The 15,260-nt window shown below is 64.8% G+C and carries 15 protein-coding genes; 5 read left to right on the top strand and 10 right to left on the bottom strand.

Annotated elements, in window-relative coordinates; translation table 11 throughout:
- Nucleotides 1–14: 14 nt before the first annotated feature.
- The gene (locus CYJ10_RS25515; protein WP_101684235.1) at nucleotides 15–1,445 is read right to left on the bottom strand and encodes an aldehyde dehydrogenase family protein; all 1,431 of its coding nucleotides are present in this window, start codon (nucleotides 1,443–1,445) and stop codon (nucleotides 15–17) included.
- Between the two features lie 202 nt (nucleotides 1,446–1,647).
- Here CYJ10_RS25515 and CYJ10_RS25510 point away from each other — a divergent pair, with 202 nt between their 5' ends.
- The gene (locus CYJ10_RS25510; protein ID WP_101684234.1) at nucleotides 1,648–2,331 is read left to right on the top strand and encodes a hypothetical protein; all 684 of its coding nucleotides are present in this window, start codon (nucleotides 1,648–1,650) and stop codon (nucleotides 2,329–2,331) included.
- 111 nt (nucleotides 2,332–2,442) lie between these two features.
- Here the strand turns inward: CYJ10_RS25510 and creD are convergent, their stop codons facing one another.
- The 4 genes from creD to CYJ10_RS25490 form a co-directional block, all read right to left on the bottom strand.
- On the bottom strand, nucleotides 2,443–3,813 hold the full coding sequence (creD, locus tag CYJ10_RS25505; protein WP_101684233.1) for a cell envelope integrity protein CreD: 1,371 nt from the start codon (nucleotides 3,811–3,813) through the stop codon (nucleotides 2,443–2,445).
- A 177-nt stretch (nucleotides 3,814–3,990) separates the two neighbouring features.
- Nucleotides 3,991–5,430 (bottom strand): two-component system sensor histidine kinase CreC, encoded by a 1,440-nt coding sequence (creC, locus tag CYJ10_RS25500; RefSeq protein ID WP_101684232.1) that lies wholly within the window; start codon nucleotides 5,428–5,430, stop codon nucleotides 3,991–3,993.
- A gap of 17 nt (nucleotides 5,431–5,447) precedes the next feature.
- Nucleotides 5,448–6,194, bottom strand: a complete 747-nt coding sequence (gene creB / locus CYJ10_RS25495; RefSeq protein WP_101684231.1) for a two-component system response regulator CreB — start codon at nucleotides 6,192–6,194, stop codon at nucleotides 5,448–5,450.
- Nucleotides 6,195–6,465: 271 nt separating this feature from the next.
- Nucleotides 6,466–6,894, bottom strand: a complete 429-nt coding sequence (locus CYJ10_RS25490) for a MarR family winged helix-turn-helix transcriptional regulator (protein ID WP_257993527.1) — start codon at nucleotides 6,892–6,894, stop codon at nucleotides 6,466–6,468.
- Nucleotides 6,895–7,206: 312 nt separating this feature from the next.
- Here CYJ10_RS25490 and CYJ10_RS25485 point away from each other — a divergent pair, with 312 nt between their 5' ends.
- The 4 genes from CYJ10_RS25485 (at nucleotide 7,207) to CYJ10_RS25470 (ending at nucleotide 10,519) form a co-directional block, all read left to right on the top strand.
- Nucleotides 7,207–8,184, top strand: a complete 978-nt coding sequence (locus CYJ10_RS25485; protein ID WP_257993526.1) for an alpha/beta fold hydrolase — start codon at nucleotides 7,207–7,209, stop codon at nucleotides 8,182–8,184.
- 90 nt (nucleotides 8,185–8,274) lie between these two features.
- Complete coding sequence (locus CYJ10_RS25480; protein WP_101684229.1) at nucleotides 8,275–8,694, top strand: Ohr family peroxiredoxin; 420 nt, start codon at nucleotides 8,275–8,277, stop codon at nucleotides 8,692–8,694.
- 9 nt (nucleotides 8,695–8,703) lie between these two features.
- Nucleotides 8,704–9,105, top strand: a complete 402-nt coding sequence (locus CYJ10_RS25475) for a cupin domain-containing protein (RefSeq protein ID WP_101684228.1) — start codon at nucleotides 8,704–8,706, stop codon at nucleotides 9,103–9,105.
- 34 nt (nucleotides 9,106–9,139) lie between these two features.
- On the top strand, nucleotides 9,140–10,519 hold the full coding sequence (locus tag CYJ10_RS25470; RefSeq protein WP_101684227.1) for an epoxide hydrolase family protein: 1,380 nt from the start codon (nucleotides 9,140–9,142) through the stop codon (nucleotides 10,517–10,519).
- Between the two features lie 154 nt (nucleotides 10,520–10,673).
- Here CYJ10_RS25470 and CYJ10_RS25465 read toward each other — a convergent pair whose 3' ends face one another.
- The 5 genes from CYJ10_RS25465 to CYJ10_RS25445 all read right to left on the bottom strand — a co-directional run bounded on the left by CYJ10_RS25465 (nucleotide 10,674) and on the right by CYJ10_RS25445 (nucleotide 15,258).
- Complete coding sequence (locus CYJ10_RS25465; protein ID WP_257993525.1) at nucleotides 10,674–11,147, bottom strand: hypothetical protein; 474 nt, start codon at nucleotides 11,145–11,147, stop codon at nucleotides 10,674–10,676.
- A 221-nt stretch (nucleotides 11,148–11,368) separates the two neighbouring features.
- On the bottom strand, nucleotides 11,369–12,991 hold the full coding sequence (locus CYJ10_RS25460; RefSeq protein ID WP_101684225.1) for an ABC-F family ATPase: 1,623 nt from the start codon (nucleotides 12,989–12,991) through the stop codon (nucleotides 11,369–11,371).
- Nucleotides 12,992–13,187: 196 nt separating this feature from the next.
- Nucleotides 13,188–14,108 carry a muramoyltetrapeptide carboxypeptidase gene (ldcA, locus tag CYJ10_RS25455; protein WP_101684224.1) on the bottom strand — a complete coding sequence of 307 codons (921 nt, stop codon included), beginning with the start codon at nucleotides 14,106–14,108 and terminating at the stop codon, nucleotides 13,188–13,190.
- Between the two features lie 45 nt (nucleotides 14,109–14,153).
- Entirely contained in the window at nucleotides 14,154–14,774 is a 621-nt protein-coding gene (gene tadA / locus CYJ10_RS25450; RefSeq protein ID WP_257993524.1) for a tRNA adenosine(34) deaminase TadA, read from the bottom strand.
- A 7-nt stretch (nucleotides 14,775–14,781) separates the two neighbouring features.
- Nucleotides 14,782–15,258: a 6-pyruvoyl trahydropterin synthase family protein gene (locus CYJ10_RS25445; RefSeq protein WP_101684223.1), complete on the bottom strand. Its 477-nt coding sequence runs from the start codon at nucleotides 15,256–15,258 to the stop codon at nucleotides 14,782–14,784.
- Between the last annotated feature and the right edge of the window lie 2 nt (nucleotides 15,259–15,260).

Here is a 15,260-nt window from a genome sequence, read left to right as displayed (position 1 = left end):
GGTCGGAAGACCCGTCAGGCGGGCTTCTTCAGTTGCAGCGACTTGTATTCGAGGAATTCCTCCAGCCCGAACTTGCCGCCTTCGCGGCCGTTGCCCGACTGCTTGAAGCCCCCGAACGGCGCATTCATGTTGAACGGGCCGCCATTGATATCCACCTGGCCGGTGCGGATGCGCCGCGCCACCTTGATGGCACGCGTTTCGTCGCCAGACCAGACACCGCCGCCCAGGCCATAGACGCTGTCGTTGGCGATGCGGATCGCGTCGTCCTCGGTGTCGTAGCAGATCACCGACAGCACCGGCCCGAAAATTTCTTCCTGGGCGACGGTCGCCTTCGGGTCGACATTACCCAGCACGGTCGGCTTGACGAAGAAACCGCGGTCGAAGCCGGCCGGGGTATCGGGGCCGCCGGCCACCAGTTCGGCGCCCTCTTCCAGCCCGCGACGGATGTAGCCGGTGACGCGCTCCTTCTGCACAGCGGAAATCAGCGGTCCCATGCGCGTGGTATCGGCCAGCGGGTCGCCCACGGCAAAGCCTTCCACGACCTTGGCGGCGATGGCCTTGATTTCGTCATAGCGGCTGCGCGGCACCAGCATGCGGGTATGCGCCGAGCACGTCTGGCCGGAATTCAGGAAGCAGGCGCTGATGGTGCCCTTGACGGCCACCGCCAGGTCCGCGTCGTCCAGGATCACCGACGCCGACTTGCCGCCCAGTTCCAGCGCCACGCGCTTCACCGTGTGCGCGGCCAGTTCGGACACCCGCTTGCCGGCCCGGGTGGAACCGGTAAACGACACCATGTCGACGTCCGGATGGCTGGCCAGCACCTCGCCCACCACCGGCCCGTAGCCCGTCACCAGGTTGAACACGCCAGGGGGCAGCCCGGCCGCCTCGATCACCTCGGCCAGCACGAAGGCATTGAGCGGGGCCACTTCCGACGGCTTGAGCACCACGGTGCAGCCCGCCGCCAGCGCCGGCGCTACCTTGAGGGTGATCTGGTTCAATGGGTAGTTCCACGGGGTGATGGCCGCCACCACGCCCACGGGCTCGCGCACGACCAGCGAATTACCCACCTGCTCCTCGAAGGTGAAGCCCTCCAGCAGCGCGGCGGCCTGGCCCCAGTTGTATACCGGCCCACCCACCTGGATGGCGCGCGCCAGCTTGATCGGCATGCCCACTTCGCCGGCGATCAGCTGGGCCAGTTCCTCGGTGCGGTCCTTCAGGCCTTCGGCAATCTTGCGGATGTAGCGGGCGCGCTCGGCGGGCGGCGTGGCGGCCCAGCCATCGAATGCCGCACGGGCGGCCGAGATGGCGTCCTCGGCGTCACGGGCGTGACCCTCGGGAATCTTGCCCATGACCGCCTCGGTGGCGGAATGGATCACTTCGATGCTGCCGGTGCCGTGGGGTGCCACCCACTTGCCGTTGATAAACAGTTTGTCTCGTTGTTGCATGGCCACAGCCCTCATCAGGTGGATCGGCAATTGCAAAATTTTTGTTACTTTTATGGAGCACCACATTGTAGGCCGGTTTGCGGATTCGGATTTTCAACGCCGCGCGCCGGTCCGGACAACAAGATGGCGATAATCGGCCGCGCAGACACTCGATCCGAGGGCCTCGCCGCGGGCGGCCGATCCATAACAAAAGGAGCGAGACATGGTCGACCCGATCTATCACAAGACGGAGGCTGGTCAGGAGGAAATCCGCACCCGCGCACGCAAGCTGGACCAGAAAATGCGCGCGCTATTGCTGATCGTGAACGGAGAACGCGCCAAATCGGCGCTGTTGGCGCAAGTTGGTGGGCTGGGCGTGGCCGAGGAGGCCTTCGACACCCTGCTGGCGCTGGGGCTGATCGAGCCACTGCCCGACCTGTCCGGACAGGCATCGCCTTCGTCCGGGGCGTCGGCGTCTTCGTCCGCGCGGCCCACCCGGCAGGCAGGCGCCCGCAAACCCGCCGACACCAATCTGTTCGCCGCGTATTCGGGCTTCAATTCGGCGGGTGGCAAGGGCATCGACGACCGCGTGGAAGAGCGCGACATGCTGGCTGACACCACCATCGCGCCGGCCATGGCGCCCGTGGCCGCCAGCGCCCCGGCCGGCGCCGACGGCTACAAGCGGCTTTACCACTTCTATACCGACGTCATCGGCAACCACCTGGGCCTGCGCGGCTACGTGCTGCAGGTGAAGGTAGAAAAGGCCTCGACCGTGGTCGAACTGGCGGCCCTGCGCGACACGCTGGGCACCGCGCTGCAGAAATCCAAGGGCGACATCACCGCGCACGCGATCATCGACCAGCTCGACGACCTGCTGGCGGAGATGGGCGTAGCGCCGGCGCGATAGGCCGCCGCCGTACGTGCGGTCTGGGCTGCGCTGCAAGATTTCCGGCTGGCACAGCCCAGTAATATCGACACCCCGAAAAAGGGGGCTGGCGCGCCCCCTTGCACGGCTCGCCTACGCCCCGGCATCCTCCTGCGGTGCCGGCGCCGTACTGCCCACCGAATACCAGTCCACCTTGCGCGTGATGGCCATGATGCCGGCCAGCATCACGAACAGCAGCAGCGAGCCCAGCACCAGTGCGTTGTCCTCGGACACCAGCAGCCCATACAGCGCCCCATACAGTGCGGTCAGCAGCCCCGCAAAGCCCGCGCCGCGTTGCCAACTGCGCAGCACGAAGGTGAGATAAAAGCCCAGCAGTCCGATGCAGGCCGTGCTGGCCGCCAGGTAGGCCACCAGGAATGGCGCGTGCTCCGACAGGCTGGCCAGCAGCAGGAAGAACATCGCCAGGGCCAGCCCCGCCAGCAGGTACTGGATGGGGTGGATGCGCAGCGCCTTGACCAGCTCGAACATATACAGCCCGGCAAAGGTCAGCAGCACGAACAGCAAGCCATATTTCACGGCCCGCTCGGCCTTGACGTAGACGTTCACGGGCTCCATCAGCGTGACGGACGCCGCCTGCAGCGACATCCGGTTGCCAGGCCCCGGGTTGCCGGCCAGCTGGTCGCGCACGCTGGTATTGAAGGCCGTGACGGCCCATTCCGCGGTAAATCCCTTGTCGGTCACCGTACGCTGGCGCGGCAGGAAATTGCCGTCGAAGCTCGGATGCGGCCACGGGGAGCGCATCGTGAACTGGTTGTGATCGGCCACCGGCACCAGCGCCATCGACCGCGCGCCCAGTACCGCCAGCGTCAGGCTGAACGGCACGGTACGGGCATCGAGCGGCTTGCCCGCGGCACCGCCCACGTCGATCCGCGCGTGCAGGCCTTGCGGCAGGCTCTCGAACCAGGCGCCCTGCTGAAGCCGCACCGGCTTGCCGTCGAGTTGCATGACGGGCTGCGACACCAGGCCGCGCATGTCGCCCACCCCCAGCACCACATACGGCTGGCCCATCTCGAAGCGGACATGGCCGACTGACTTCGACAGGTCTTCGTCCGACTTCAGGTCTGGCAACACGATCGTGCCCTGCCATTGCGTGGCGGTCTCATGGACGATGGTCTTGTGGATGCCGCGATAGCGCTCGCCGGGCGTCACGTCGGCACGCACCTGCAGCGTCTTCGGAAACACCAGCAGCCGCCGGCTTTCCTCCCGATTCTGCTGCGGCGCGTTGCCGGCCACTGCCACGGCCACCACCTCCTTGTACGGCACGACGATGATGGGGCCCGTCAGGGTCTGGGGGCCGGCATAGCTCTGCCAGATGCTTTGTTCGGCGGCGTCGCGGTACTGGCTGCGTTCGCGCACGATGCCAAGCACCATCTGCAGCGCAACCCACAACAGCAGGATGACGCCGGCAATGATCGCGATTCGGTAAAACAGGGCCTTGTTCATGGGAGTCTTGCGAGTGGAGATGCCGCAAGACTAGCCACCGTGCGTGAGCGCAGGATGGGGCCGGCAAGGAGCCAGCGAGACGCCGGCGTGAAGTGTGTGAAGTGCGTGAAGTTGCCCGGACTGGCCGCGAAGGCTGCCGCATCAGGCTACCGCATCTGGCCGCCGCCCTGCGCGACCTCAGGCCACCACCGGCAGCACCAGTTCCGCGCGTGTCCCGCCATCTTCGCGGTTGGCCACGGCAATCGTCCCCTGGTGCAGCAGCGCCACCTCGCGCACCAGGCACAGGCCCAGGCCAGTGCCACGCTCTCGACCATCCGGGCGCGGCAACGAGTAGAAGCGCTCGAACAGCCGGGGCATCGCAAAGTCCGGGATGCCCGGCCCACGATCGTCAATCCTGAGCACGACCTGATCGGGCCCCGTCGAGTGCGCCAGGGATACGTCGATGACGGAACCCGCCGGCGCGAAATCGAGCGCGTTCTCCAGCAGATTGACGATGGCCTGGCGCAACAGGAACACGTCGCCGTTGATCGCCGGCAGCGCGTCGGGCGGCTGCCAGCGCAGTTGCACGCCCCGCTGGCGCGCCCTCGGCTCCAGCGACTGCACGATCTGCCCGATCTCCTCCGCCAGCAGGACCGGCTCGCGCTTTTCCAGGTGCTGGCGCTGTTCGACTTCGGCCAGCGTCAGCAGTTTGCGGATCAGCAGGTCCAGCCGTTGCGTCTGTCCCCGGATATTGCCGAGAAAGCGCTGGCGGTCGGCGGCCGGCATGTCTTCCTCCAGCAGCTCGGCCGCGCCGCCGATGGCCGCGAGCGGACTCTTCATCTCGTGGGTCAGCGTGTGGATGTAGTGTTCCACGTACTGCTTGTCTTCCAGCCGCAGACGCATGGTCTCCACGGCCCGGCCCAGCTCGGCAAGTTCGCTGGCGCCCCGCAGCGGCATCTCGGCACGTTCGCCGGCGGCCACCGCACGGGCATAGCGCTGCAGCTTGCGCAGGCCGATCACGAGCCAGAGCGTACACAGCACGCCAATTGCCGCCGCACCGCCGATCAGCAGCAGGCCGTAGGTCAGGATCACCCCCTGGCTGCGCGCGATGAACGGTGCCACGGTCTGGTTCGGCTTGGCCACGGTCAGCGCGCCGATGATGCGCGAGCCGTCGCGGATCGGCGCGGCCACGTACATCACCGAACTGCTCTCGTCGGCGGGGTCCGAACGGGTACTGCGGGCGCCATACTTGCCCTGCAGGGTCAGGTAGACGTCGTTCCAGCGCGAATAGTCGGCACCGACCGCCTGGCCCGCCGTGTCGAAGCGTACGATGCCGTGGTCATCGGTGACGTAGATGCGGTAGCCCACCGCGTCCTTGTGCGTGCCCCAGACGCTGGCATCCACCGGCTGTTCGCGCAGTTGGGCCAGGCGCCGGGCGAAGGCCCCGTCGGCAATCTGGCCGGCCTTCAGGTCGTCGGCCGCCAGCACGGCCAGCACATGGGCGGTGTCCACCAGCGTGTCTTCCATGGCTTGGCGCACCCCCGGCTTGACCTCCTGCACGAACACCCGCAGCGTCAGGAACGTCGCCAGGCCGACCACCAGGAAAAAGCCGAAAAAAATGCGCAGGCCGATGTGCATGGGCGGGATCGGTCGGTTCAGGCGTGGGGTGCGTGGGGGACGCTGGAAGCGTCAGGCGCTTCCAGCGAATAGCCCATGCCACGATGGGTGCGGATCGGATCGCCTGCCGGGTCCACGTCGCGCAGTTTGGCGCGCAGGGTCTTGATATGGGTATCGACGGTGCGATCGACCGTGTCGAGCGCGTCATGCCAGACCAGGTCCATCAACTGGGCCCGGCCATAGATGCGGCCCGGATGCTGCACCAGCAACGCCAGCAGCCGGTATTCGTATCGCGTGAGATCCAGCCACTGGCCTCGGTAGGCCACCCGCGCGCCTTCCGCGTCGTGCTGGAAGCCTGTCGGTCGCCCGGCCGTGGTTGCCGTCGGCACCGCCGCCGGGGCTGCCGGTTCGGCCTGTGGCCGGGCGCGACGCAGGATCACGCGCACCCTGGCCGCCAGTTCCCGGGGCGAGAACGGCTTGACCACATAGTCGTCGGCGCCAATCTCCAGCCCCACGATGCGGTCGATTTCCTCATGGCGCGCGGTCAGGAAGATCACGGGCACATCGGAAAACGTCCGCAGCGTGCGGCAGACCTCAAACCCGTTGATGTCCGGCAGGCCGATATCGAGCACCACCAGATCGGGCCGCTGCATGCGCAACCGGGCCAGCGCGTCGCCGCCCAGCATGCAATGCTCGGCCTGCATGCCATCCGTACGCAGCGCGTACAGGATGGTATCGGCGATGGCGGATTCGTCTTCCACCACCAGGATGGACGGTTGTTTCATGGGCGGGCGCGGCAGGATGGGCGGTGCGTATTATCCGCCATCGCGCTGGGCAGTGGTCGAACCTTCAGGTACGGCCAGCAACCGGCGGAGCCGGCTGAGGAAAGCAGGGATGTCAATCTGGCGGCGGCGATGCATGGCAGGCTCCGGAGGCGAATGGAGCGGCCAGTGTCGTGGCGGTCGGTGAAGGGACGGTGAGGCGAGCGTGAAGTGGCGACCGGCCCGTTGGCATCGGCTGTGAAAAAAGGGGGTTCGTCGGCTGGTGACTGGCAGGTCAAGGCGAACTGTTACCCAGCCCGGCAGCGATCTGCATGATCGAATCCGCGCCATCCTCGCCGACGACCGACTTGGCGGCCGCCTGCGCGCGCGCCCATGCCGGTCCTGCACGCCCCAACAGCGACGTTCCGGCCTTTGTGATGCAAAGCGGCCGGCTCCGCCCATCTTCCTCTGGAAAGCTCTCCGTCACCCATCCCTGCGCAAGTAGCGGTTGCAGGTTGCGTGTCATCGTGGACCGGTCGTGATGGTTTCGCCGCCCCAGGTCTGCACGGCTGATGGGTCCAAGTTCATGTACCAGAACCAGAAGCGTCAGTTGCGGGGCATTGATGCCGAAGGGGCGTAGCGCGTCATCGTAAATCGCGGTCAGCACCCTGGAGATTTGCCGTGTCCGCGTGATCAGGCAGGTCCTGAGTATCTCCTGGGCCATCGAAGGTCGCGTGGCGGAACTCATTTCAGCATTCACTTAGTTGTCGAACACGCGTAAGTCTAGAGCAGTTCGCTGCTGAATGCTGCCGATCACCGAGGGCGAGACTGAGGTCCGGCGCAGCCGCTCCTGTCTTGTAACCCACGGTAACTCAACTAGCCTCAGATACACATCGATACGTTTCTGGCTCCTCGACGCCATACGCGAGATACATCGTTTTTCTTCAATGCTGCATATGCAACATAACGACACCGACCGATATGCAACCCGTTCTGTCCCGGTCCGTTCGTCGAGATGAAAGTCGAGGTGAAAGATATGAACATGCAACATCAGGCAACCCTGCGCAGCGCGCTTGCCTCTGTGACACGTACGGCCGCCGCCGTCGGGATGACACTTGCTGCCGCGCTCGCGTCGCCGGCGCATGCGGATGCGCCCGGACCAGACATCAGTCATCTGGCTATCCATGACGATATGCAGCTTCGGAGGATGGTCACGCACAACGACCATGCCAAAGGGACGGTATTGCTTTTGCATGGCTTCCCCGAAACGCTGCATGCCTGGGACAGCATTGCCCAGACACTCGGTGCGGAATATGAAGTTCACGCCTTCGACTGGCCCGGATATGGCGAGTCATCACGTCCGACACCCGACCGGTTTGCATACGCGCCCGCGGACTACGCGAAGGTGCTCAAGGCCTATATCGATCGTGCGGGCATCGACAAAAGCAAGCTGGTGATCTACGCCACCGATATCGGCGCACTGCCTGCGCTGATCGCCGCCTTGGACGACCCTGGCGTCGCCAAATCCATCATTGTTGGAGACTTTGCCCCCTTCGATCGCCCCCAGTTCATGCAGGAGCGGCTCCAGGCGTTGAAGGACCCAAAGTCCGCAAAGGCGGTGCGCGACGCCTTCAACACCACGCGCGATGAAATCCTTGAGAACGCCTTCACGCGCGGTCTCGCCCCTGCGCTGCGCTACGAGTTGTCTGCCACGTACAGGGCCGACCTGGCGCGCGGGTGGCAAAACGGCGCGCTGACTTCGGCAGATGCGTTCTATCACTATTACTCGCACTTCACGCGCGACCAGGACGCCTTCGAGGCGAGGCTCGACAAGCTGAAAACGCCGATCAAGGTCATCTGGGGCGACCAGGACCTCTACATCCACAAGGAAATGGGCATCGAATTCGCGCGGCGACTCGGTGCGCCGATTGAATTGCTTGCGCAAACCGGTCATTACCCGCACTTGCAGCACCCACAGCACGCCGTGCGCGAAATCCGCGCGGCATTGCCTTGAACGCATGAAACCGAGTCGCGCCGGCCTCGCCACATCGGCGCGATTTCAGAAACCCCGTGGCGGATTCCCATCCACTCCCTGCAAACCATCATGAGCACCTCCAACGATAAAGTTATCTATACCGGTACCACGCGCGTCACGGGCGGGCGCAATGGCAGCGCAACAAGCTCGGACGGCCGGCTTGCCGTAGCGCTGTCGAAGTTCGGCAGCCATGGCGCGGGTACCAATCCCGAACAGCTTCTTGGCGCAGGTTGGTCAGCGTGTTTCCTGAGCGCAATGGGCAAGGCGGCACTCGTGGCAGACGTCGCCCTGCCAGCCGACGCAGCGGTGGAAGCGCACATCGACCTGGTTCAGGCCGGTGACGCATTCCATTTGGCTGCACGGCTGCATGTCAGCCTCCCCGGCGTCGACCCCGCCTTGGCGCGTACGCTTGCCGGCCGGGCGCATGAGATCTGCCCGTACTCGAAGGCAACACGCGGCAATGTCGACGTCCAGATCCATATCCTCTGAGGACGCGACATGACAACGACACGGCTTCTCTTTGCAGCATTGCTTGCGGCGTCCGGCGCGCTGCACACGGCAACCGGGCTGGCGCAAGCGCCTGGGATCCATCGAACCGATCTGATCCAGCGCGACCTCGTCCTGCCTGGCCATCAGGGCGTGCAAGTCAAGGTCGACTTCGATGTAGGTGCATTTGCGCCGAAGCATGTGCATCCCGGCGAGGAAATCGCCTATGTGTTGGCGGGCACGCTGGAATACCAGCTCGGCAACCAGGCGCCCGTAACGCTGCAGGCCGGGGACGCATTGTTCATCCCGGCAGGGATGCCGCATTCCGCACGCAACGTTGGCAAAGGGAAAGCCTCGGAGCTTGCCACGTACATCGTCCAGAAAGACGCGCCGCTGGTGACGCCAGCGAAGTAATCGGCGCGAGACGCATCTCTTGAAGGATCCAGAAATGACTTCCTACGACTCCCCCACCGCCGACGAACTTGTCGGCACACCGGATCGCGCTCGACGCAGGCTGCTGCTCGGTGGCATGGCATCGGGCGCCCTGGCGATGATGCCTGGCGCCACGGCTATCGCCGCGTCTGCCCAGGCAGCCCTCGACGCGACTCAGGACAATATTCGTCCGTTTCGGGCGAATTTCCCCCAAACGGCGCTCAACGATCTGAAGCGACGCTTGGCCGCCACGCGATGGCCCGACGCCGGGCCGGTCGCCGATCGGTCACAGGGCGTCCAGTTGGAAAGGATGCAGTCGCTGACGCGCTATTGGGCCACCAGCTACAACTGGCGCAAGGCCGAGTCGCGGCTGAACGGCTACCCGCAGTTCGTCACAAGAATCGATGGCGTGGACATTCATTTCGTCCACGTACGTTCTCGGCATGCCAATGCCTTGCCGCTCGTGATGACGCACGGGTGGCCCGGATCGATTTTTGAACTGCTGGGTACCATCGGCCCGCTTACCGACCCTACGGCCCACGGCGGTACGGCTGACGATGCCTTTCATCTGGTATTGCCATCCATCCCCGGCTTCGGCTTCTCGCAGAAGCCGGTGGACGGGGGGTGGAATCCGGAACGGATTGCACGTGCCTGGGATACGCTGATGAAACGTCTGGGCTACCACCGCTATGTATCCCAGGGCGGGGACTGGGGCGCCATCATCTCCGATGCCATGGGAAGACTTGCGCCTGAAGGATTGCTGGGTATTCACGTCAACCGGATCGAACGCGGCACCACGTTGCCGGCCCCCATAGCCATGGCATTGAAGACCGGGAGCCCCGCGCCAGCGAATCTTACGGCTGAAGAAAAGCTTGTCCTCGACGAGGCCAGGGATTTTCTGAACAAGGGGTTCGGCTACGCGGCCATCATGCAAACACGGCCCCAGACCATTGGGTTCGGCCAGTCCGACTCGCCCGTGGCGCTGGCCGCATGGATTTACGACAAGCAGGCAGACTGGGTTTTAACACGGGGAGACCCGGAACGGGCACTGGGGCGAGACGCCCTGTTGGACAACATCACGTTCTACTGGCTCACGAATACCGGGGCATCCAGCGGACGAATCTATTGGGAAACGAGTGTTGCAGGCGCCAAGAGCGCACCCATCACGGTGCCAGTGGCAGTCACCATTTTCCCCGGCGAAGTCTATCGACCGCCCAAACATTGGCTGGAGCAGACTTATCCCAAGCTCGTCTACTACAACCGCGTACAGAAAGGCGGTCACTTTGCCGCCTGGGAGGAACCGGCCCTGTTCAGCGAAGAAGTACGCGCAGCGTTCCGACCGATGCGCAATGCCCTGAGCCCTGCCCTGCCATCTGACGCCTCGAAGCCAGGTTGACGGGCAGTGCCACGCTGAGTTGTCGACCACAGGCGTCACTACCGGCGCCTGCGTGAGGAATCCGGCGGCAACCGTCGCACTGCGATCCCATGCGCGGCCCGCTGCAGCGGGCCGCGCGGATACGCCGGGCTACTTGCGGACTGCCCCGGTCCTGTCAGGCCATTTCCGTGGCAGCTTCCCCAGCCAGCTCGGCTTCCGTCTCGTCGGCCGCCGTGATTTCCGCGTTCGCGTTGTCAACGTCGGCAACCATGTCGCCCAGACCGATGGCGACCGTGATGTTCGGCGTCCAGTTCTGGCGGTCGGTGCTGACCTCCGCAAACGTGGTCACCGTCGCGGTGTAGCCCTGCGCTCGAAGGTCGTCGGCCAGTCGCTGCGCGCGCGGTTCCAGCGCCGCTTGCGGATTCTCTTCGTTGATGTCGAGTACCAGCTTGGTCTCGAATTCTTCCTTGCCCTTCTGGATCGCCGCTTGCATGGCCTTGAGTTGCTTGTTCGCGAGCGCGACGAGCTTGCTGTACCTGGATTCTTCCTGACTGGCGCGCAGTGCCTTGGCGGCGTTGATGATTTCGGTGCGGTCCACGAACATGATTGCCTTTCGAGCTTGGAGGGAGAGAAAGCGCAGGCGCCGCACGGGCCTGACCACAGGAGTCAGCTTTTTCCGGGGGGCGACAACTACTGTATAAATATACAGTGTTCGCCACCTGACCCGCAAGGAGTAAAGGGGAAAAAGTTTCTGACCACGGAAGCGCGGGCGCCCTTCCCCGAAATTCGCCCCAGACATGAAAAAAGCCGGCGCGCCTGATGGCGGGCCGGCTTTTCTGGCGAAATGACGATGCGGCGAAGCCGCGGAAATTACGCCTCGATGCCTTGCGACTGCAGGTACTCGTCGTACGTACCCAGGTAATCGGTGATCGTACCGTCGGGACGCACTTCGATCACGCGCGTGGCCAGGCCGTTGATCAGTTCGCGGTCATGCGACACGAAGATCAGCGTGCCGGGGAACTTGTCCAGCGCGATCTGCAGCGATTCGATCGACTCCATGTCCATGTGGTTGGTCGGCTCGTCCATGGCCAGCACGTTGTGGCGGCCCAGCATCAGCTTGCCCCAGATCATGCGGCCCTTCTCGCCGCCGGACAGCACCTTGACGTTCTTCTTGATGTCGTCGGCCGAGAACAGCAGGCGGCCCAGCGTGCCGCGCAGCGACTGGTCGTCGTCACCGGCCTGGGTCCACTGGCTCATCCAGTCCATCACGTTCACGTCGTTCGGGAATTCCTCGTACGTGTCCTGCGGCATGTAGCCGACGTTGGCGTTCTCGGCCCACTTGACCGCGCCGCGGTCCACTTCCACCCCGCGCTGCACGCCCGTTTCCACAATGGTGTTCAGCAGGCTGCGCAGCAGCGTGGTCTTGCCCGCGCCGTTCTCGCCGATGATGGCCACACGCTCGCCGGCCTGGACGGCCATCGACAGGTTGTTGATGATCTTGCGGTCGTACGTCTTGGTGATGTCCTCGACTTCGACGGCCAGGTTGTGCAGCTTCTTCTCGAACTCGAAGCGCACGAACGGATTCTGGCGCGACGACGGCTTGATGTCCTCGACCTTGATCTTTTCGATCTGCTTCGCGCGCGACGTGGCCTGGCGGGCCTTCGACTTGTTGGCCGAGAAGCGGCGCACGAAGTCCTGCAGTTCGGTGATGCGTTCCTTGGCGCGCGCGTTGGCGGCCACCTGGCGCTCGCGGGCCTGCATCGACGCCTGCATGTAGTCGTCGTAGTTGCCCGGGTAGACCTTCAGCGTGCCGTAATCCATGTCGGCCATGTGCGTGCACACCGAATTCAGGAAGTGGCGATCGTGGGAAATGATGATCATGGTGGAGTTGCGCTCGTTGAGCACGTCTTCCAGCCAGCGGATCGTGTTGATGTCCAGGTTGTTGGTCGGTTCGTCGAGCAGCAGGACATCCGGGTTCGAGAACAGCGCCTGGGCCAGCAGCACGCGCAGCTTCCAGCCCGGGGCGATGTCGCTCATCGGACCCTGGTGCTGGTCGGTCGGGATGCCCACGCCCAGCAGCAGTTCGCCGGCACGCGCCTCGGCCGTGTAGCCGTCGTACTCGGCGTACTTGGCTTCCAGTTCGGCGGCGCGCATGTAGTCTTCGTCGGTGGCCTCGGGGTTGGCATAGATGGCATCGCGCTCGCTGGCGGCGGCCCACATTTCCACGTGGCCCATCATCACCACGTCGAGCACGCGGTTGTCTTCATACGCGAACTGGTCCTGGCGCAGCTTGCCCAGGCGGATGCCCGGCTCCAGCATGACCGTACCCCCCGACTGCTCCAGGTCGCTGCCCAGGATCTTCATGAAGGTGGACTTGCCGCATCCGTTCGCGCCAATCAGGCCGTAGCGGTTGCCCTCGCCGAACTTGACCGAGATGTTCTCGAACAACGGCTTGGGGCCGAACTGCATGGTGATGTTTGCGGTAGAAAGCACGTCTGAACCTTGTCTGGAATGTGGGTGTGCCCTGTGGGCATCACCTGCTGGCAGCCGGTTTCTGGCGGCACGCACCCGATTGGCGTGCCCGGCGCAGCGAAAATGAGGAAATAACCCGTGATTTTACCACTTACGGAGGGCATTCGTCAGCCATCGGCCACGGGTGCGGCCCCGACGGCCCACAGGCTGGGCGCTGTTACAGCGTCGGGTATCCCGTCAATGCCAGGGTGAAGCCGTCGCCGCTGGCCTCCAGCCGCGCCTGGGCGCCCACCGGCAGCGTCAGCTTGCGTGGGCAGTGCCCGAACGGCAGGCCGGTCAGCACCGGAATATCGAGCTGTTCGCGCAGATAGTCGAACACGGCATCCATGTTGTAGCCGTTGTCGTAGTCGGTGGTGCGGTAGTTCGAGAAGTCGCCCATCACGATGGCCTGCTGCCCCGCCAGCACGCCGGCCTGCAGCAGTTGCAGCAGCATGCGCTCCACGCGGTATGGCGGTTCGTTGATGTCTTCCAGGAACAGGATGCCGCCCGGCACCTTCGGCATGTAGGGCGTGCCCAGCAGGCTGCACAGCATGGCCAGGTTGCCGCCCCACAGCGTGCCTTCCACCGTACCCGCAGCCGCCGCTTGCGGTGCGGCCACCTCGATCCGGTATGCCGGGTCGCGCAGGATGGCCTCGAAGTGCGTCCACATGAACGGATCGACGTGTTCCTCGCCGAAGTCGGCCAGCAGCATCGGCCCGGCAAACGTCACACCGCCCGTCGCGGCCAGGTAGGCCAGCTGGAATGCGGTGAAATCGCTGTGACCGATGATCGGCGTGCCGCTGGCGCGCGCCTGTTCCGCAATGCGCGCGAAATCGATGCTGGCCAGCAGCCGCGCCAGGCCGTAGCCACCGCGCACGGCCAGGGTCAGTTCGCCGGGCGCGCCAGTGCCGATGGCATGCAGGTCAGCCAGCCGCTCTGCATCCGTGCCGCCAAAGCGCAGGTAGCGGCGCGCGAGGATGTCCGGATTATTGACGTGGTAGCCGTGGTGCTTGAGCCAGGCGCAGCCGCGCGCGGCAATGGCCACGTCGTGCGGGTAGCCGGAAGAGGCGATCAGTCGAACTTCGATGGGTTGGCGCATGCTTCGGATGTTGACGGTACGACGCTCGGAAGCAGGAATTCTCGCCTAATCGGCTGCCGTTGGCGAGGATGGCGAGGGCGGCGCAGCCTGCCCCTGATCGACCTGTGCTTCGCCGCCAGCCCGCGCCGCTTGCTCGGCGGACTGCTGGGCGGCTTGCTGGGCGGCTTGCTGGGCGGCCTTCTGCGCACGGCGCCGCGCGCCAAAGAAATCGCGCAGCATCTGACCGCATTCGTCAGCCATCACACCGCGCGCCAGCGTGGTCTGGTGGTTCAGCGTGGCCTGCGCGAACAGATCCACGACACTGCCCGCTGCACCGGTCTTGGGATCGGTGGCGCCAAACACCACGTGCTTGAGCCGCGCATGGAGGATGGCGCCGCTGCACATCGCGCAAGGCTCCAGCGTCACGTACAGCTCGCACTCGGGCATGCGGTAGTTGCCCAGCACCTTGGCGGCGGCGCGCAGCGCCTGCATTTCGGCGTGGGCGGACGGGTCGACCGAACGAATCGGCAGGTTGTGGCCGCGCGCGATGATCTGGTCGTTCCACACCACCACGGCACCCACCGGCACCTCGCCGGCCGCCTCGGCCAGGCGCGCTTCTTCCAGCGCCACCGTCATGTAGAAACGGTCGCGCGTGGCTTCGTCCTGGAACTGGGGCGCGCCGGACATGGACAGATCAGTCCTGGGCCGGCAGCGAGAACGGCGCGCTGACCTCGGCCCAGCAGTTCGGCGTCTCGAACAGCACCAGCTTCGTCAGTTGCAGGTGGTGGCCGAAGCAGTCCTTGAACACGGGCGCCAGGATGTCGAACGCTTCCTGTGCCAGGTTCTCGACGGTCGGGATGCTGTCGATGACCACGGTCTTGTGGTTGTCCATCGACTGCAGGAAGTTCAGCAGCGCGGTGTCGCCACGATAGATCAGGAACGCATGGTCCCACTTCGACACCAGATGCTCGTTGGCCAGCGTCTTGATGTCGCCAAAGTCCAGGATCATGCCGTCATCGGACGCGCCTTCCTGGCGCAGCACCTCGCCAGACAGCGTCAGGTCCAGCCGATAGCGATGGCCGTGGATGTTGCGGCACTGGCCGCCGTGGCTCGGGATGCGATGGCCGGCATCGAATTCGAGCCGGCGTGTGATGGATACTTGTTTGCTCATGT

This window comes from Cupriavidus pauculus (assembly GCF_002858765.1).
Taxonomy (GTDB): domain Bacteria; phylum Pseudomonadota; class Gammaproteobacteria; order Burkholderiales; family Burkholderiaceae; genus Cupriavidus; species Cupriavidus pauculus_B.
The sequence above is the reverse complement of the archived record's forward strand: the minus strand, read 5'-3'. Positions and strand labels throughout refer to the sequence as shown.